This is a genomic window from Butyrivibrio sp. AE2032, from assembly GCF_000702965.1.
The window spans coordinates 2,305,894-2,324,152 of sequence record NZ_JNLF01000005.1; the positions used below are offsets into that span (position 1 = coordinate 2,305,894).

An 18,259-nucleotide genomic window follows, 5' to 3' on the forward strand; every position below is an offset into this window, starting at 1 on the left:
GTTTTATTGCAGGGATCAGATCTTCTGGGGCTTGATCTTCCAGATTCCTGATGCGTACTCCTTGATCGTACGGTCAGAAGAGAACTTGCCGGAATTGCAGATGTTGATCCAGCACTTTCTTGCCCACTCGAGGTTGTCCTGGTAATCCTTGTAGAGGCGGTCTCTCTGCTTTCTGTAGTCGTCAAAATCGCCCAATACATAGTAAGGATCGCCCGGCTGCCAGTTGGAGCCGTAGATGAGACCGTTGAACAGGTCGTTGAACATGCCGGTTCCCTCATCGTTGAATGAGCCGTCGACAAGCCTGTCGAGGCACTTCTTGAGGCCGGGGATGTTCTCATACTGCCACTTCGGGTTGTAGTAAGCCTTTGTTGCGGCCATATCCTGTGCACGGCAGCCGAAGATGTAGATGTTGTCGTCTCCGACGCACTCTGCGATCTCGACATTTGCTCCGTCAAGAGTACCGAGGGTTACGGCGCCGTTCATCATGAACTTCATGTTGCCCGTACCGGAAGCCTCGAGACCTGCTGTTGAGATCTGCTCGGAAACATCAGCTGCAGGGAACATCTTCTCGCCGACGGAAACGTTGTAGTTCTCGACAAATACGACCTTGAGCCTGTTCTTCATGTCAGGATCGCTGTCGATGAGCTTTGCGATCTCGTTGATGAACTTGATGATGGCCTTTGCCCTGAAGTAACCCGGAGCAGCCTTTGCAGCGAAGAGGATCGTAACAGGGGGCATGTCGAGCTTCGGATCTTCCTTGAGCCTGTCATAGAGGTTCAGAGCATAGAGGGCGTTGAGGAGCTGTCTCTTGTATTCGTGGAGACGCTTGATCTGAACGTCGAAGCAGGAGTTGGGATTGAGCTTGATGCCCTTTGTCTTCTCCAGATACTCTGAAAGGTTCTTCTTATTGGCTTTCTTGATGGCAATGAACTTCTTCATTACCTTGTCATCGTCCTTGAACTTCTCGAGCTGCTTGAGCTGATCGAGGTCGGTGACCCACTTGTCGCTGCCCAAAAGGTCTGTGATGAGAGCTGCAAGCTCGGGATCGCAGGTTCTGAGCCATCTTCTGGGGGTAACGCCGTTTGTCTTGTTGGAGAACTTCTCAGGATAGATGTTGTACCAGTCCTTGAGTGTCTCGTTCTTGAGAATGTCGGTGTGGAGGGCTGCAACGCCGTTTACGGAGTGGGAGCCGTAGATAGCCATCCAAGCCATGTGGATCTTGCCGTCGCCCAAGGGAGACATACGGTCGATGAGCTCGGAATAGAGGCCTGCCTCATACATCTGTGCACGGAACTGGTTGTTGATGCCTTCGATGATCTCGTAGATACGGGGGAAGAGGAAACGGAAGATGGAGATATCCCACTTCTCGAGTGCCTCTGCCATGATCGTGTGGTTGGTGTATGCGAATGTTTCCTTAACGATCTCCCATGCTTCTTCCCAACGGATGCCGTTCTCGTCAACGAGGAGTCTCATGAGCTCGGGGATGGCGACAACGGGGTGCGTATCGTTGAGCTGGATGGTGTTGTACTTTGCGAAATCGTGGAGATCGTCGCCGTGATACTTCTTATATCTGTAGATGATGTCCTGCAGTGAAGCGGAAACGAAGAAATACTGCTGTCTTACACGGAGAACCTTACCATCGTATGAAGTGTCGTTAGGATAGAGGACTCTCCAGATGTCCTGAACTCTGTTCCTCTCGATGACGGCGTCGTCGAATCTCTGTGAATTGAAGAGGTTGAAGTTGAATTCCTGAGCGGGCTCAGCCTTCCAGAGTCTTAAGAGGTTGACGTTCTTTGTGCCGTAACCTGTTATAGGAAGGTCGCAGGGAATAGCCCAAACGTCGATATCGGAATAGTGAACCTTAACTTTTCTGTCGTATCTGGGAAGGATGAAGGGGTAACCGTGCTCCATCCAGGAGTCAGGATACTCATTCTGGAAGCCGTTCTCGATGGCCTGTCTGAAGAGGCCGTAACGGTAAAGGATGCCGTAACCCGTAACAGGAAGGTTGAGTGTTGCGCATGAATCGAGGAAACATGCCGCAAGACGTCCGAGACCGCCGTTGCCGAGGGCCGGGTCTGTCTCTTCCTCAAGGATATCGGTGATATCAAGACCGAAGGAAGCGAGCGCGTCCTTCGCCTGGTCGTAGATGCCTAAGTTTACGAGGTTATTGAGCATCGAGCGGCCTTCGAGGAACTCAGCAGAGAAATAATGAGCCTGACGGCCCTGATTGTACTTGTGTCTTGTTGCGATCCAGTTTTCCGAGATGATCTCGACGATACTCTTTGAGAGTGCTGTCCAGTAATCGCGGGGTGTTGCCTGTTCGAGACTCATACCTGTCTCAGCTCTGACGTGTGACTGCATCATCTGTTCGAGAGCTTTTGCTGTAATTGTTGCCATTTGATAAGTCTTCGGTGCCTTTTTTATCCTTGGGACACCTACTTCCTCCTGATAATTCACGTCTGATTTTATCAGTATTGGGTATCATTCGCAATTTTTTGACATAAGTTCGATTTTTTAGCCAAAATAAGCCTGAAAAGCCCTGTTTCAGCGTGTTTTTTTGACAACGGCATGATGAGAAATCAAACAAAAATGAAGGAAATTTACTGTTAATTTACAGCTCCCTTCATATATTTGTATTTTTCCGCACGGTATATTAAACTTCAAATGTTATGAATATTGCATTTTATTATCTTTTTGCCATAGTGGCAGGCGTGCTCGCAGGTGCGCTGATCACATATCTTTTCGGGATCTTTCCCGATAAATGGCTGCAGGATTACGGTGTAACCCCGGAAGATCCTGATTACAGGCCTTCCAAGAGGATGAGACCTTTCCCGGAGGGTCTCATAGCATGCTGTTTTTGCACGATATGCTATTGTGTAGCAGTTTTTTTCTGCAAGCAGGTCTATATTGATACTTTCAGACCCATGCATCTGACGGTAATTTTCCTTGTTGTTCCTGTTCTTAACCTCGTAATGATGTCGGACAAACTCAACAGGATAATCCCCGACCAGTTCACCATTTTTATCGGATTCTGCGGCCTTTTGTCGGTTGCAGCCGACGTCCTTGAGGGATCGGTATGGTTCTCTCCCGATGTCAAATGGTGGATCCCGGTATTGAACAAGGTTATAGCTTCCGTGGTCGGAGGCGGCGTCATCTGGCTCATAGGTTTCCTTTCGATAACATTCCTCGGCAAGGAAGGCATGGGAATGGGAGACGTATGGCTCCTGGTCGCTACGGGTCTCATCACCGGATGCTACGGTCTTATAGTACTTATCTATGTATCGATCTTCTCCGCTCTCATTTTTGCGGTCCCGCTCCTTGTAAGGAAGACTAAGAGGATAGCTGCCGAGAAGAAGAGGATCGCCGAAGCTGATGATCCCAGGGCTGAAAAACTCAAGATCCAGCGCGAAAAAGCGAAGATACATTTCGCGGAAGACCCGGATTACATGGCTTTCGGACCTTTCCTGGCTTTGGGATGTGCCGTTTTCGCCATCATGGAACCGTTCTTCTTTGAGAAGATGTATCAGACGATCAACCTGTTCGGAGTGTATTTCTGATGGACGTCCTTCGTTCAGTAAAGGATTTTTTCGTTAACTCATTCAAATATCCCAAGCCTTATAACTGGGGATATCCGGTATTCTTCGGTTCATGCGGCATGGCTCTGGCATTCTTTTTGCTGAGATTCCTTTTCTCGGGTGTATTCCCGTTCTCATCCACATCACTTATCGGCTGTGCTGTGATCGTGCTGGTGCTCGTGATGATGGCATTTGTCCTGCCTTCAGTGCTGATCGCGGAAAAGGGCGGGCTCTACATAACGGGAAGATACACGGGCATCGGAGCGCTCATACTGGCATTCCTGTCAGGAGCGCCTCTTTATCTGATAAAGGCTTCATGCCACAACCTTTTGGTCGCCCTCTGGCTCAGGACCGGCGGCACTATCGTATTCCCGGCGGCTTTTTACCACCTTGAAGAGATAAACGGGCTTACTCTGGCCTTATCGATCCTCATAGACACTATAGTTCCCGCATTCGGCATCTCTCTTTTCTTTCTGGGGGCTGTCTGGCAGGGTTTCTCAGAGAAGAACAAGCGCTGGGCATACGTCATAGTGCCTCTGCTTATCGCACTCTTCTCCTTTGATTTCATGGACATCGTCGGAATATTCTTCATCGGCATGTGGCTCTGCATACTCCGCAACAACACCGAGAACATATACGGTCCGGTCTTAGCGCTGCTCGGATCGAGATTTACGGGGATCCTGATGGAGAGCATCGTCGGCGAACTCGATCTTACGACCATAAGAGTCTACAGCGATATTCCGAATACTTTTTTCTATTCGTCGGTACCGGCGATCTTCGTTGCGGCGATCCTCCTGGCCTTCTTCAGAAAGGCGCTGGGGGAATTTCATAATGCATACAGTGCCGATGTTTACGGCGATAACGAATTCCCCGATGAAAAGGACGGAGGCAAGGCAGGAGGATTCTTTAAAGGATTCAATCTGACACTTGTGCTGGGGATCATAGTGTGTGTGGTCTTCTGGGTGCTTCTTTTCGACGGGGTCAGAATATAAAAGGGATAATTGTATATGAATGACATAGAAAGATACAGGAGAGACCGCGCATCGGTCATGTCGATGCTCAAGTTCATCCTAATGGTGGCGATAATCGTCGCCTTCGCTTACGTGGGAAGGATAGTAGTGGTCATACTGGTGCCGTTCCTCATCGGTTTCCTTCTGGCCAAGACGTCGGTCATTATCGCGAAGCCGCTTTCAAAGCTCTTCGACAAGGATGCGACCAAGATCAAACCGGGTAAGAAGAAGTCAACACACACCAAGACCGCTCTCGTCGTATACGTTATCCTCAACATCTTCGTATGCATCCTGATAGTGCTCACATGCATCGGTCTCGTATATCAGGCCAACAGCCTGCTGATAGCCATAGCTGAGGCTTCAAAGACATTCAAACCCGCCGAGGTACTGGATACACAGGTAATAAGCCGCTTCAGTGTCGAGAACGGAGGTTTCCTCACGGCCGAGATGGCCGAATCCCTCAGGGAAAATGTCACCAACATGGGACAGACGGTCGTAAAGAACATCCCCCAGCTGATAAGTTCCTCGCTTTCAGCGCTCTGGAAGCTCGTCGGCAATCTTCCTTATGGCGTTTTCTTTGTTATCAGCATCATCCTGAGCGGTTTCTACTTCATCAACGACGGGCCCGCCGTAATGAAGTTCTTTGTTAAAAATACTCCGAACCGCAAATTCCGCAACCGAGTTTTCACACTCCTTAACGAACTCGCATATATGGTCTTCCGTGTGCTCGGAGGTTATCTCGTGCTGTTCGTCATAACTGCGGCCGAATCGTTCATAGTATTCTATCTGGCCGGTCTCCGCGAATACGCCATCGTACTCGCCATCGTCACGGCTCTTATCGACTTCCTGCCGGTATTGGGCGTCAGCGCCACGATGATCCCCGTGATCATCTACCTTGTTATCCACGGAGAATACATCTCCGCGGCGGTTATCATCATCGGTTTCATCGTCATGACGGTGGTACGCCGTTTCATAGAACCGCCGATCCTCGGCAAATCGATGCACATGCATCCTCTGGTCACGCTCTTCGCCATGGCGGCAGGCGTATACATCTGGGGTCCTGCCGGATTCCTTTTGGGACCCGTGCTCGCGATCATCATCATCCAGGCAATCAAGGTTTTCGAGATCGACAAGACGCTTGGCAGATATTTCTCGGGTGTTCTTGACCGCATCATGAACAGCAAGGATGACGCGAAGGATAAGGACAAAAAGGCAGCTTCGGATACTGAAGATAAGGAAAACGGCGAGAATGATGAGAATGCCGGAAGTGATGATGACGGCAAGGATAAAGCAGAAAAAGCCGGTAAAAAGAACGATGGACAGAAGACCTCCAAAGAGGTGAAAAGATGATACAGGCCTATAAGAATGTCTCAATCATCTACGGCGGTCACGGAAGAAAGTATGCCGATGCCTTGAATGAAAGGATACTGAAGCTTTCCGAAGAGAAGCGATATCCGATAAAGCCCACGATCATAAACGAACGCATCCTGACATGTGAACTGCTGGCTGAGGTTACCTCGCTCTTTAAGGGGAGTGAATTCTGTGTTGCTTTTCTCACCGAGGATGACTTCAGCATCAACAAGGACGGCGGGAAAACGCAAAGACTGAGGCAGAATGTTGTTTTTGAGCTTGGAATGGCGCTGATTGAGATAGGAAGAGAACGGTGCATCCTTCTCAGCGACTTTGATCCTAACAAGGCGGATTTTGAGCTCCCGTCGGATATGCACAGCCTTGAGATCAAGAGATTTGATGAGGATTCGTTTGATTCGGTTTGCGGAAGTGTCATCGAAAAGCTCCTGTCTTTCAGCAAATCATCAATAAATTACGGAACAACGTCAGATGATATCCCGTGCTACAACAACCTGTTAAGACGCGATGAGTATCTGATCGATTATGAGAATATCTTCAGCAACAGACCGGATTCTCTTGCGACTGAGGGATGGGATTTTTATAAGGACACCCTGAAATATTGGGAAGAGGAGTGTGAGGCTCTGCCGAATTACGATGAGAAGTGTATCCATATCCTTGAAAGGATTGGTTTTCTTCCGATATTCGGAAAGACCCGTGCAGCGGCTGATTATTTGAGCAAAGTCGATGCACTTACCGATAATTACCACAGATCCGATATCAGATACTATGGTGATGCGGGAATTTTGGAGTTTGCAAGGAACCTGGTATCCTGTGTGGCGGCATACACCAATGCTAAGACGGTGGATATCGGTGACCAGGAAAGGTTATCCCGTTTCAAAAAGATACGTAGGGATCTGAGTTCCGAACGCGCAGAGGAACATAAGGACATTAACCCTCTGATGGCAGTTGTCTATTACGATTATCTCGGACTTGTTTATCTGAGATTGTACGGATACGAAAAGAAGTCCGAAGACCTTCAAAAGGCACTTGACTGTTTTCTCGAAGCTTCTAAACTTACTTCCAAAGTGGATATGGCTTTGCAGATCTGGTCAGGATTTCTGACGTATAACATAGCGAGGGTATATGCTGAGAAAGGAGAGGTCGAAGAGGCCGAAGCATATTACAACAAGGCGATCCGCATCAGAGGCGCATGGCTGAAGAATTCACGTTATAATATTACCGTCCGCAATGCTCTTTCATATGAATACTTCATAGCCCGTATCAGTTATCTTGATATGTGCAAGAAATACGGAATCAAATCAGATGAGGAACTTAAGACCGATTATACTGATGTCGAACGCGAACTTGATATGTACAGCGAAAATGATGAGCAGGCAGGACAGCTCTTTAACATAAGGAAGATGCTCGTTAAGAGAATGACGGATACTTAGTCCGTGAAAATTTATATATAGAGGGTGGCCGTTATGCGCAGATTGAAGGAATGGTTCAGCATAAGACTCGCTAAGAATCCGGGACAGATCGTACTGTTGTCGATACTGTTCTTCAATATCCTTTTTATCTTTCTGTCCGCGTTTATCATCAGCCGCATGTCGCTTACGGGTACCGAACACCTGGGTTTCCTGGAATCCGCGTACTACACGGTCAACATGATCCTCGATGCGGGCGGCATTGCTTATGTAGTTGAGGATATAGGCCCGCAGAATGCGATAATCGCGATCACCTGCATAATCATCGTCATCATCGGCATGATCTCTTTCACCGGTGCCGTAATCGGTTATATGTCCAACTATATCTCGAGCTTCATCGAAGATTCGAACGCGGGCAACCACAGGCTTCAGATCTCTGATCATTTCGTTATCCTCAACTGGAATTCAAGGGCTCTCGAGATAGTAAACGACATGCTCTACAGCGGATCCTGCAAGAGAGTCGTAGTGCTCGTAAGCTCAGGTAAAGAAGAAGTGGAGAGGCAGATAGACGAGCGCCTCCATGAGACCGTAAAGCGCGAGAACATCAAGGTGGAAGAGAGCTGCATGGACAGATCCTTCCTGTCGCGCAAGCTTTACTGCCGCAGACACAGGTTTAAGAATGAACTTACGATAATCGTAAGGGAGGGAGATGTATTCTCTTCGAAGCAGCTTTTCGACATCTCGCTGCAGAGAGCGGCAGCCGTCGTAATCCTGGGTGAAGAGATCAATGATACGGTATGCAAATACAACATCAGCGAGAAGATCGACAAATACGGCAACGGCAATGCCTTGACCATAAAGACGCTGATGCAGGTTTCGGACATCACCTCGGCTTCTTTCTCGGAGGATAACCAGAGGATAATCGTCGAGATCACCGACGACTGGACTTGGGATCTCGTACAGAAGATCATCAGGAGCAAGCAGGTGGACGGCAAGTGCAATATCGTGCCGATAAGGGTCAACCAGATCCTCGGTGAACTGATGTCGCAGTTCTCGCTGATGCCGGAGCTCAATATCGTCTATAACGAACTGCTCTCCAATAAGGGTGCGACATTCTTCACTGCGCCTTCATCAGGTGAGGACGAAGTGGACTTCATCAGAAAGACCCTGGCAGAAAACGACAATGTCATACCGCTGACCATAAGGAACGACAACGGCAGGGATTACAGGTATTTCATGGCTCTGGACGAGCGCGATATCAATGAGAAGTCCAGAAAGAGTCTCTCCGGGATTCCGATCAGCATCAACAGGAATTTCTGGCTCGAAAAGAAAAAGATCCTTATCCTGGGTCATAACAGCAAGTGCATCGACATAATGAATGGCTTTGCATCCTTTATCTCGGAGTGGGGCTACAAGGATTCCGATGAGATGCTCCTGAGCATCGTGGTAATAGATGACGAGAAGAACCTTGAGAAGATGAACCATTACAAGCAGTATCCGTTTGTCATAAAGACCGTTGCCGCGGAACTCTTCGAGAAGGACCTCATCTGTGATTCGATCAATGAGTTCCTCCGCATGAATGAAGAGGACGTCAGCGTTCTCATACTGTCTGACGATCTTGTTCCCGAGGATGAGATCGACGCCGGAATGCTCACGAACCTCGTTTATGTACAGGACATCATAAACGATAAGGTAGAGGCGGATCCTGATTTCGATGTCGGAAGCATCGACGTCATCGCCGAGATCAATGACCCTAAACACCACGACGTCGTAAGCAGTTACAGCGTAAAAAACGTCGTCATCAGCAACAGATACATAAGCAAGATGATCACGCAGATAGGCGAGAAGGACGCAATTTACAATTTCTATCAGGATATCCTTGTATACGATACCGACTGCGGCGACGCTTTCGAGAGCAAGGAAGTATACATAAAGAAGGCGAAGGATTTCTTCGGCGAGCTTCCGCGCGAATGCACGGCAGACCAGCTGATAAGGGGCGTTTTCAATGCCACATACGACCCGGATCAGCCGCCTGAAAAACAGAATATCACGATGGTGCTCGGTGTGGTCGACCAGGACGGCAGGATCGTCCTTTTCGGCGGCGACCAGACTGCATTTAACGTTAAGATAGGCCCGAAGGATAAGATAATAGTCTTCAGCAACCACTGATATCAGGATGCCTGAGGTGGTTTTGGCCGGTCACTATTAGAGACTGTCCGCCAAAACAAGAATATGTCGTGGCTTGACGGTGAGAATGCAGGTGCTGCAGATTTTTCGACTTTTCTTTATAAGTTAGTGTTTTAGTCGAAAATGAAGGCCTGTTATAGACTTGTTCTGAGACTTTTTTCGACTGAATCGAAGAACGCAATAATTTAGTCGAAGATACCGATGAAGATTTCTTGTATTGAGATGTTCAAGAGGTGTATTTGGTCTCTTAATCGGATTCATTGCCCTTTATTTTTCGACTATTCTCAAAAAAAGGAATTATCAGTCGAAAATCTCAGCGTTTCAGGTGTATTTTCCCTCTCTGCATTTCGACTTAATTCGCAAAAAGAAAGTTGGAGTCGTAATTCAAAGCAAAACTTGTATTCTGGTGTGGCTTTATAAAACTGTAACTGATGATTATCTCCAAGGTAACACCTCGCGAACCGCCAATCCGAATGTTTTAAACAATCTGACGGTATATTTTCAAGAAGAATATCAGTTTACAACCGCCATTCTGCTCGTATTCTGCAGAATGGCGGTTTTCTTATCCATCGTCTGTCCTCCGGAAACCGCCATTCCAGTGTTTTAATAACAAATGGCGGTCCGCAGTCGGAATATCTTACTGTTTTCCAACCGCTAAAGCCTCCAGAATGAATGAACTGGCGGTATTCGCTCAGATTGGGAGTGCCAGTCATACCGTCAAAAAGGAAGAATAAACCAGATTGGCGGCGTTCAGCTTGTTACAGCACTACGTTCTTATCCTTGAGATCCAGTGAGGCGAACGGTCCGGGGATTATATCTGTGCGCTTCTCGCCGAAGTAGTCGGTGTCGAAAACGATGTCGTTGCCGTCGGCATCCTCGAATCTCTGCTGGGGTTCGAAGACTTTGCCAAGTGTGTCCGTCTCGATGAGGGAAGCGGTAAAGGAGCCGATAACATCTCCGAGGTTTGTGTCGAGATAAGCTTTGTCGCCATCTTCTCTGATGTTGACATATACTTCGCTCTTGTCGTCCATGAGGTAGTTCTTTTCCTTGCAGAAGTGCAGGGCACCGCCCAGGTAGGCGTTTCCTTCGATCCATACGGGGAGCTTGTCGAAATGAGCTCTTGCGATCTTCATCATGTCGGGCGTGTCGCTGTCAAGGTCGAACTGCTTGATCCAGTCCTCGTAGAGCGGGTAGTGATCCCAGACGTGCGTGCCGACAACGCGCTCCTCTTCCTCGATCCTGCCGTCTTCGAAGCGGGAAACAAGGGATTCCTTGGGATGCTTCTGGAAGAAGATGTTGTTATAGAATCTGTCATCGCCGTGAAGGATCGTCATGAAGCCCATGACCTCTGTTCTGTGAGGGAAATGGTAGGGTGTGTAGCGCCAGTCCGTGCCTGCGCCTACGGACGTGAATGCGCCGCAGATGAGATTGTGGACCATGGCGACACCCTGTGTTGCGATACGGAGAGATGCGTCGGAAAGGAGAATGTTGTTGTCGATGAGCGTGGGTCCGTGTCCTACCTCTACGAAGATATCCTCACTGCCCATGCCGCCGTTTAAAGGAGCAGCGTAAGCCGGTCTCTGGTTGTCGTGGAGAAGGTTCTGCGTGATACGCGTGCCCTGGGCTTCCCAGTCTGTCCAGATGCCCATTACGGAATGGTGGATGTGGTTGCGTCTCATTACAACGTCGATTGCGGCGTGGAGCTTGATGCCTGCAACTTCGGCTCCGCCCAATTCCATCATGTTGTTGATGTGGTGGATGTGGTTGTCTTCGATGATGGAGAAGACAGCGCCCATTCTGCCGATGATGCCGCCCTGTTCGCAGTGGTGGATGTTATTGCGTCTTACGATGTGGCTGCCGATGTTTTCCTTGAGCCAGCCGTGATACTGGCCTCTGCATACGGCGTCGCGCTCCATCTGCGTGGGGCTCTTAAGATGCTGGTATGTGAAGTAGTGGTTGTTCTCGGGATCTAAGTACTTGCCGAGACCGATGCCGGAACACTTGGAGAAATAGATCTCGTTGTCTTCGATTATCCAGCCCTTTGACCAGTGAGGGCCGATCATGCCTTCCTGCCATGCCGCCGGAGGAGCCCAGTTTGTGGCTGCCTTGCAGATCTTGAAGCCTCTTACGGTGATATAGTTCCTGCCGGTTTCTGCAGGGAAGAAGCACATTCTTCTGACATTGATCTCCGCCATCTCGCTGTTCGGGTCAAGACCGCCGAAATTGGCATAGATGGCCGTCATTGTGCCTTCGTCTTCGGCATACCATTTGTACTTTGATTCCTCGGGAACCCAGGAGCACTTGTAGATCTGGGCCTTCATGACTTCCTCGACCGAAGCGGCCTCGTAGAGTCTTCTGTCGTTGATATAGACGCATCCTACGTGTCTGTTCTTGCCTGCGAAATACCAGTCGCCGTAGCAGAAAGTCGTGTAGGGGTTATAGTCGCCGAAGATCTTGTTATCGACTCTGCATACCCAGACGTCACCGTCGTAGGGCTTCCAGTTGCAGATCTGTTCCGCGCCGGAGATCGTTGCTCCTAAAGGTTCGTCGCTGACATATGTGATGCGCGCGTCTTCAGTACCGCCGTTTGCGGGTGAAACGTATTCCCTGTATACACCCGGTGCCACATGGACCGTATCGCCTGCTTTAGCGATCGCTGCTGCTTCGGAAATGGTCCCGAACGGCTTTTCCTTTGTGCCGTCACCTGAGTTGTTAAGGAATCTGATGTCTACGTAAAGTTCCATGGCGGTACCTCTTTTCGCAATTTTTTTTGAATATGGACTTAATATAACAACGCGCGGGAAATATGTATATAAAGATTTGGGATATAAGTGTTGCAAAGCTTTCAGGGTGGTCCCGAAAAGAGAACTGACTATTTTCGGATTTCCTGTTGACATCATTTTCGGGCGGTGTTATAGTTACCACGACAGACGTAGTACGACAGTCATAGCAACGGCAGCCGTAGCAACGACAGTCGTAATAAATGGAAGGAGATAGATTATGGCAGAGATCAGCAGCGACGTCATCAGAGGATATAACGACATAATTATCTTATATCTGCTTCTGACTGACCCGTCCTACGGATATGAGATCTCAAAGCAGATCCGCCTCATGTCCGAAGACAAGTACATCATCAAAGAGACCACGCTCTATTCAGCTTTTACGAGAATGGAGAAGAACGGATTCATCGAATCATTCGTGGATGATGATCTCGCAGGTGGAAAGAAGAGGACATACTACCGCATCACACCGGCCGGCAGGGAGCATTACCGCGCCAAGTGTGAGGAGTGGACACTCACAAAGGAAGTTATAGAAAAGTTTATTGCAGATGAGGGGAGACACGTATGAACGCTATAAGAAACTATTTGGACAATATGTTCCGCAATCTTCCTAACACGGAAGAAGTCAGGAGAGCCAAATCAGAGCTCCTCCAGATGATGGAAGACAAGTATGAGGAGCTGATCAGCGAAGGCAAGACGGAGAACGAGGCAGTCGGCATCGTAATCTCAGAGTTCGGTAATCTCGATGAGCTCGCAGAGTCACTGGGGATCCAGGAAGCCGTAACAGAGAATCCCGACGAAGACAAGCCGATGCTCTCTATGGACAGAGTAAAGGAATACATCACAATGATGAGCAAGAGATCGATCCTCACTCCTTTGGGAATCGCACTCTGCATCTTCAGCGTAGGTTTCGTCATCCTTGCAGAGGCACTGGGTCTTCCGGAAGATATTTTCGGAGTCAGCGCAATGTTTATATCGATCGCAGCTGCAGTAGGACTCTTCATCTTCTCCGGTTCAATGTACAGGCAGTTTGCCGAAGTCAGGAAAAAAGAATGCTCGCTCAGCATTGAGAGCGCAGAGTATGTAAGAAACGAGCGCAAGCACTTCAAGCATTCTTACGGACTTATGTCCTCATTTGGTATCGGACTTTGCATCCTGAGCGTATTGAATCCGATCATATTCGATAAGATCCCTTACGTCAGTTCGGATTTCGGAGCAGCAATGTTCTTTGCTTTCGTAGCTGTCGGCGTGTTCCTCATTACATCCGCTAACACAAAGATGGACGGTTACGACAGACTTCTCCAGCTCAATGAAGCAGGAAAGATGAGCGAGGAATTCGTTCCGAAGTCTGACAGAAGAGTCAATAAGACCCCCATCATCATATGCGCGATCGTTGCAGCAGTCGTAGTAGGACTCACATTCTTCACGAGATTTGCGATCCCGCTCGTCACAGGCGTATTCATCAAGGGAGATAGCGGTGAGACAGTCGCAACAACTTATGTAATGGACGACAACTCCGGCAAGAATGATGAGATCGATTCCATCAAGATGAACCTTGCTGCATGCTCCGTAAATTTCGAAGTCCGGGAAGGTTCAGGACTCATCAACGTTGACTACAGCGGCAACGCAAAACTTAAGCCTGAAGTAAGCTTTGAGAACGGCAAGCTTGTTATTACACAGAGCGGCTCACACTTTACATGGAACATCGGAGATTCCATCAACGAGCCCACACTTAACATCGTACTCGGAACTGACGTTGATTTAAGCTCGATCGAGATGGACGTCAACGCAGGCGACGTAAAGATCAACGGACTTACTGCAGATTACTTCTACGGCGATTTCGATGCAGGCAACATCGTCCTCAGAGAGTGCAATTTCGCAAAGATCGAGATCGATTCAAATGCAGGAAACATCGAAGTCCGCGACTCAGACGTAGCAGTAATGAAGCTCAAAGCCAATGCCGGCAACATCGAGATCAGAACAACAAAGTTCCAGAACCTTGAGGTTGAGACGGATTTCGGTAACGTCGTAGTAAGAGACGTGGAAGACATTGATTCTTACGATATCGACTGCGAGATCGATCTCGGTTCGATCCAGATAGGCGGCAACGTTTCTTCAAAGTCATACACTTCAAAAGGAACAGGCGCAGGCACTATCAAGATAGAGTGCGACGCAGGCAATATTGAGATCAGATAAGCAATCTTCCTGATGGTGGCGGCATCTTATGTAAGGTGCCGCACCGGATGGAATCAGGGATAGACATAAGCCACTTGACTCATGGTCAGGGTATATCTTCTAAGGAGGCTTCAAAGATGAACGACGCAAATGCAATTTCCGGTCTCTGCCAAAAGGCGGTCGACATGAGATCTGAAAGTTATGCTCCATATTCGGATTTCCTCGTGGGCAGTGCGGTCCTCACGAAAGACGGTAAAGTCTTTACCGGCTGCAATATCGAGAACAGCGCATTCGGCCCCTCCATATGCGCTGAGCGGACAGCGATAGCAAAAGCTGTGAGCGAAGGATACAGGGATTTTGCTGCCATTGCGATCGCAGGCGGCAAGCGGGACGGGGAGCTGCAGTATTGCGCACCTTGCGGCGTATGCCGGCAGGTGATGCGGGAATTCTGCGAACCTTCTTTCAAGATATACCTGACCAAAAGTGCCGGTGACTATAAGGAATTCACATTAGGTGAACTCCTTCCGGAAAGTTTCGGTCCGGATAATCTCAGTTAGTTTAGATCGGAGGTGCAAGCATATGTCCCCGAGATCAGATTTTGGATGTGTTTTCGGGGGAGCTCGGCGATTGCCTCCGAAAAACAGGGAATAAGGATTCGGAATAAAGGAAAGTTTAAGAAAAAAGCAGCCGGGCATTTGTCCGGCTGTAATTTTTTGGAGAAATAACATGAAAAAAGCATTGAAAGTAATCGGAAAAGTCATACTCGGAATCGTTGCGGTCCTGGTTGTTTTCCTGGCCGGAACATTCGTATATAACAGGATCTGTTCGGCCTCCGAAAAGGATTTGCTCGAAAACCAACTTTACGGACAGAAGGTGGAAGTCGACGGTCACGACATGAGTATATATGTCTCAGGTGAAGGCGAACACACACTGGTATTCATGGCAGGTTCGGGAGACAGTGCACCGATCATCAATTACAAGAATTTCATTGACCGTTTTGAGAAGGATTACAGAGTTGTTGTCATCGAGAAATTCGGGTATGGCTACAGTGATGGTTTTAAAGGATCAAGAGACGTCAAGACGAGAGTTGAGCAGGACAGGGAAGCGTTGATCAAGGCAGGCGTTGAAGGACCTTATATCCTTTGCCCGCACTCCTATTCGGGACTTGAGACGGTCTACTGGGCGCAGAACTTCCCTGAAGAAGTGGAAGCGATAATCGGTCTCGATATGGCAGTCCCTGCCGCATACGATATGTATGACGAGAAGCAGATAGCGTCGGAATCCAAATCATATTTTTGGATGAGAGTGGTAAGGGATGCGGGGATCGCAAGACTTGTTGCAGGCTCTTCGATCCCTGAAGGTTATACGGATGAGGAAGCAAAGAGCGCAATGGCACTTATTTGCAGCAGGTTTTCGAATGAAACATTTGCAAATGAGGCAAACTACATCGTTCATGACCGCACGGTTATCGAGAGCCAGGCAATTCCTGATGTTCCTACACTTTTAATTGTTTCAGACGGGACCGTAACGGAAGGATGGATTGAATTTGAGAACGGCTATGCCGCTCAGATCACTGATGTCACAACGGTTCAGCTCGACTGCGGACATTCCGTTTACATCAATGAACCCGGTAAGTGTGAAGATGCGATGAGAAGTTTTTTGGCAGGACTTGCTGACTGATACAGGGATACAATGGAGTGCGCTATACAAAACAGCTTCGGCAAACGGTAAATATGTCCAGCTCGAGTACGGACATTACGTATACGAATTTGAAGCAGAAAGGATCGCCGGGGACGTAAAGGCGTTCCTGGGAACATGACAGATTAATTGCGTGTATATAACGCAAAAACACTTTGTAAATAAGCATTAAAAACAAGCCGTTGAGGCTTACAAAATGATAAAATATAAAAGTTGAAAAGGCATTATTCCTTTAGCATTTCATGGAGCATAAAAGAGATGCTGAGGCAATACTTTTTCAAACCGGAGGGGCAGCAGAATGGCAGCGTATTATGAGATATTATTCGGATTGTCGGTAATACTGACATTGATATATATCGCAATCTGGCACAAGCATTTTGATGTGCATATCTCACTCATATTCGCGTTCATCCCGATCGCGACTCTTGCTTATGCGGTTCTAGCCCATTCAAGAAATCTCGACACCGCGCTGGCGGCCACGAAATTTGCCTACATCGGCGGGTGTTTTTTAACGCTCTTCATTACCCAGAGCATTTTCGGACTGTGCCACATAAATCTTAAGAGATGGATGAGCGCCCTGATGACGTTCATCTGTCTTGCAAGCTTTTCGCTCGTGCTCTCGATCGGCAATTCACCGATGTTTTATAAGAATGTATCGTTTGACATCTATAAGGGAATGGGTGTGCTCACCAAGACATATGGCTGGGGCCACACGCTGACCTATGTAGTTATATCTTTATTCGTAATTCTCAATGCGATCGTGCTGGTATACAGCATTGTGAAAAAGAAGGATGTTTCGAATAAAACGAGTATCCTGCTGATGTTTCCTGTGACGATCTCTTTCTTAAGTTATTTCCTTGGAAAGTCCCTGCCTGAAGGAATCGACGCGATGCCTTTGTCTTATGTTTTCGCGCAGGTGATATACCTCATTATCGTACACAGATTATCGCTCTACGATGTTACCGATCTTGGCGTTGATACGCTGGTCAACAAGGGTGACACGGGATTCATGTCATTCGACTTCGACGATAACTATTTAGGTTCGAACGAGATGGCCAGAAAAGTATTTCCGATGCTGAACGACATCAATGTCGACTCTTATGCCGGAAGATACATTCAGATCAAGAACACGGCGCTCAAGTGGCTCGAGGACTTTAAAAGAGACGAGAGCAAGAACCGTATTTACTATGAAGCAGATGACAAGATCTATCTTATTACGATAAGTTATCTGTACGACGGAAAGCATACGGTCGGCTATCAGTTCCTCATTACCGATGACACCGATTCGAGAAAGTATATGAAGCTCCTCTCGAACTATAACGATCAGCTGTCGGCAGAGGTAACGGAGAAGACAGAACACATAGTGCAGATGCATAACAGGCTCATCCTCGGAATGGCGACCATGGTTGAAAGCCGCGACAATTCCACAGGCGGCCACATCAGGCGTACGAGCGATGTAATAAGTATTCTCATAGATGAGATGAAGAAGGAAGCGCCTTCAGACAAAAAGAATATCCTGATGCTGTTCGGCAGGGAAGGGTTTACCGAAGAGTTCTGTAAGAACGTTATCCAGGCTGCTCCTATGCATGATCTCGGAAAGATAGCCGTCGATGACGCGGTGCTTAGAAAGCCCGGCAGGTTTACGCCCGAGGAATATGAAGAGATGAAAAAGCATGCAGCCGAAGGTGCGCGGATCGTCAACTCTATTTTGGAGGGGACGGATAACGATGCGTTCCACAAGGTTGCCGTCAATGTCGCCCACTACCATCACGAGCGCTGGGACGGATCCGGTTATCCGGAAGGTCTGAAGGGAGAGGAGATCCCGATCGAAGCGCGCATAATGGCGATCGCTGATGTCTACGATGCCCTGGTAAGCAAGCGCGTTTATAAGGACAAGTTCTCTTTTGACGATGCTGACAGGATCATGATGGAGAGCTTCGGGAAACATTTCGATAAGAGGCTCGAGCGGTATTATGTTGCGGCAAGACCTCGGCTGGAGGAGTATTATAAGCATATGGGCGACGGTTAAGCCGCCTGTATAATCTTTTATCCCAAGG

General features: G+C 48.3%; 12 protein-coding genes. 10 read left to right on the forward strand and 2 right to left on the reverse strand.

Annotated elements, in window-relative coordinates; translation table 11 throughout:
- Nucleotides 1-15: 15 nt before the first annotated feature.
- Nucleotides 16-2,397: a glycogen/starch/alpha-glucan phosphorylase gene (locus BO18_RS27960; RefSeq protein WP_034451204.1), complete on the reverse strand. Its 2,382-nt coding sequence runs from the start codon at nucleotides 2,395-2,397 to the stop codon at nucleotides 16-18.
- A gap of 272 nt (nucleotides 2,398-2,669) precedes the next feature.
- Between BO18_RS27960 and BO18_RS27965 the strand changes: the two genes are divergently transcribed.
- From BO18_RS27965 to BO18_RS27985, 5 genes are read left to right on the forward strand one after another with little or no spacing between them, the layout of a single operon-like run.
- The gene (locus BO18_RS27965) at nucleotides 2,670-3,557 is read left to right on the forward strand and encodes a prepilin peptidase (RefSeq protein WP_034451205.1); all 888 of its coding nucleotides are present in this window, start codon (nucleotides 2,670-2,672) and stop codon (nucleotides 3,555-3,557) included.
- On the forward strand, nucleotides 3,557-4,567 hold the full coding sequence (locus BO18_RS27970; protein WP_034451206.1) for a CPBP family glutamic-type intramembrane protease: 1,011 nt from the start codon (nucleotides 3,557-3,559) through the stop codon (nucleotides 4,565-4,567). The genes BO18_RS27965 and BO18_RS27970 overlap by 1 nt, the downstream gene beginning before the upstream one ends.
- 15 nt (nucleotides 4,568-4,582) lie before the next feature.
- On the forward strand, nucleotides 4,583-5,935 hold the full coding sequence (locus BO18_RS27975) for an AI-2E family transporter (protein WP_034451208.1): 1,353 nt from the start codon (nucleotides 4,583-4,585) through the stop codon (nucleotides 5,933-5,935).
- Nucleotides 5,932-7,386, forward strand: a complete 1,455-nt coding sequence (locus tag BO18_RS27980) for a TIR domain-containing protein (RefSeq protein WP_034451209.1) — start codon at nucleotides 5,932-5,934, stop codon at nucleotides 7,384-7,386. The genes BO18_RS27975 and BO18_RS27980 overlap by 4 nt, the downstream gene beginning before the upstream one ends.
- Nucleotides 7,387-7,419: 33 nt before the next feature.
- Nucleotides 7,420-9,531 (forward strand): hypothetical protein, encoded by a 2,112-nt coding sequence (locus BO18_RS27985; RefSeq protein ID WP_034451211.1) that lies wholly within the window; start codon nucleotides 7,420-7,422, stop codon nucleotides 9,529-9,531.
- Between the two features lie 776 nt (nucleotides 9,532-10,307).
- On the opposite strand, the gene BO18_RS27990 is transcribed toward BO18_RS27985, so the two are convergent.
- Nucleotides 10,308-12,293 (reverse strand): right-handed parallel beta-helix repeat-containing protein, encoded by a 1,986-nt coding sequence (locus BO18_RS27990; protein WP_034451213.1) that lies wholly within the window; start codon nucleotides 12,291-12,293, stop codon nucleotides 10,308-10,310.
- A 256-nt stretch (nucleotides 12,294-12,549) separates the two neighbouring features.
- On the opposite strand from BO18_RS27990, the gene BO18_RS27995 reads away from it, so the two are divergent.
- From BO18_RS27995 to BO18_RS33745, 5 genes are all read left to right on the forward strand, one after another.
- The gene (locus tag BO18_RS27995; RefSeq protein ID WP_034451215.1) at nucleotides 12,550-12,897 is read left to right on the forward strand and encodes a PadR family transcriptional regulator; all 348 of its coding nucleotides are present in this window, start codon (nucleotides 12,550-12,552) and stop codon (nucleotides 12,895-12,897) included.
- Nucleotides 12,894-14,525 (forward strand): DUF4097 family beta strand repeat-containing protein, encoded by a 1,632-nt coding sequence (locus tag BO18_RS33735; protein ID WP_051689232.1) that lies wholly within the window; start codon nucleotides 12,894-12,896, stop codon nucleotides 14,523-14,525. Before BO18_RS27995 ends, BO18_RS33735 begins: the two co-directional genes overlap by 4 nt.
- A gap of 47 nt (nucleotides 14,526-14,572) precedes the next feature.
- Nucleotides 14,573-15,061 (forward strand): cytidine deaminase, encoded by a 489-nt coding sequence (gene cdd, locus BO18_RS28005; protein ID WP_255350996.1) that lies wholly within the window; start codon nucleotides 14,573-14,575, stop codon nucleotides 15,059-15,061.
- A 169-nt stretch (nucleotides 15,062-15,230) separates the two neighbouring features.
- The gene (locus BO18_RS33740; protein ID WP_051689233.1) at nucleotides 15,231-16,184 is read left to right on the forward strand and encodes an alpha/beta fold hydrolase; all 954 of its coding nucleotides are present in this window, start codon (nucleotides 15,231-15,233) and stop codon (nucleotides 16,182-16,184) included.
- 316 nt (nucleotides 16,185-16,500) lie between these two features.
- On the forward strand, nucleotides 16,501-18,231 hold the full coding sequence (locus BO18_RS33745) for an HD domain-containing phosphohydrolase (RefSeq protein ID WP_051689234.1): 1,731 nt from the start codon (nucleotides 16,501-16,503) through the stop codon (nucleotides 18,229-18,231).
- Nucleotides 18,232-18,259: the final 28 nt, after the last annotated feature.

Bases quoted from the DNA above. Each gene is read 5' to 3' on its own strand.
- BO18_RS27985 (WP_034451211.1), top strand. From the start codon at position 7,420: ATGCGCAGATTGAAGGAATGGTTCAGCATAAGACTCGCTAAGAATCCG.
- BO18_RS33735 (WP_051689232.1), top strand. From the start codon at position 12,894: ATGAACGCTATAAGAAACTATTTGGACAATATGTTCCGCAATCTTCCT.
- cdd (WP_255350996.1), top strand. From the start codon at position 14,573: ATGGAATCAGGGATAGACATAAGCCACTTGACTCATGGTCAGGGTATA.
- BO18_RS27990 (WP_034451213.1), bottom strand. From the start codon at position 12,293: ATGGAACTTTACGTAGACATCAGATTCCTTAACAACTCAGGTGACGGC.
- BO18_RS33740 (WP_051689233.1), top strand. From the start codon at position 15,231: ATGAAAAAAGCATTGAAAGTAATCGGAAAAGTCATACTCGGAATCGTT.
- BO18_RS27995 (WP_034451215.1), top strand. From the start codon at position 12,550: ATGGCAGAGATCAGCAGCGACGTCATCAGAGGATATAACGACATAATT.
- BO18_RS27965 (WP_034451205.1), top strand. From the start codon at position 2,670: ATGAATATTGCATTTTATTATCTTTTTGCCATAGTGGCAGGCGTGCTC.
- BO18_RS27960 (WP_034451204.1), bottom strand. From the start codon at position 2,397: ATGGCAACAATTACAGCAAAAGCTCTCGAACAGATGATGCAGTCACAC.
- BO18_RS27970 (WP_034451206.1), top strand. From the start codon at position 3,557: ATGGACGTCCTTCGTTCAGTAAAGGATTTTTTCGTTAACTCATTCAAA.
- BO18_RS27975 (WP_034451208.1), top strand. From the start codon at position 4,583: ATGAATGACATAGAAAGATACAGGAGAGACCGCGCATCGGTCATGTCG.
- BO18_RS27980 (WP_034451209.1), top strand. From the start codon at position 5,932: ATGATACAGGCCTATAAGAATGTCTCAATCATCTACGGCGGTCACGGA.
- BO18_RS33745 (WP_051689234.1), top strand. From the start codon at position 16,501: ATGGCAGCGTATTATGAGATATTATTCGGATTGTCGGTAATACTGACA.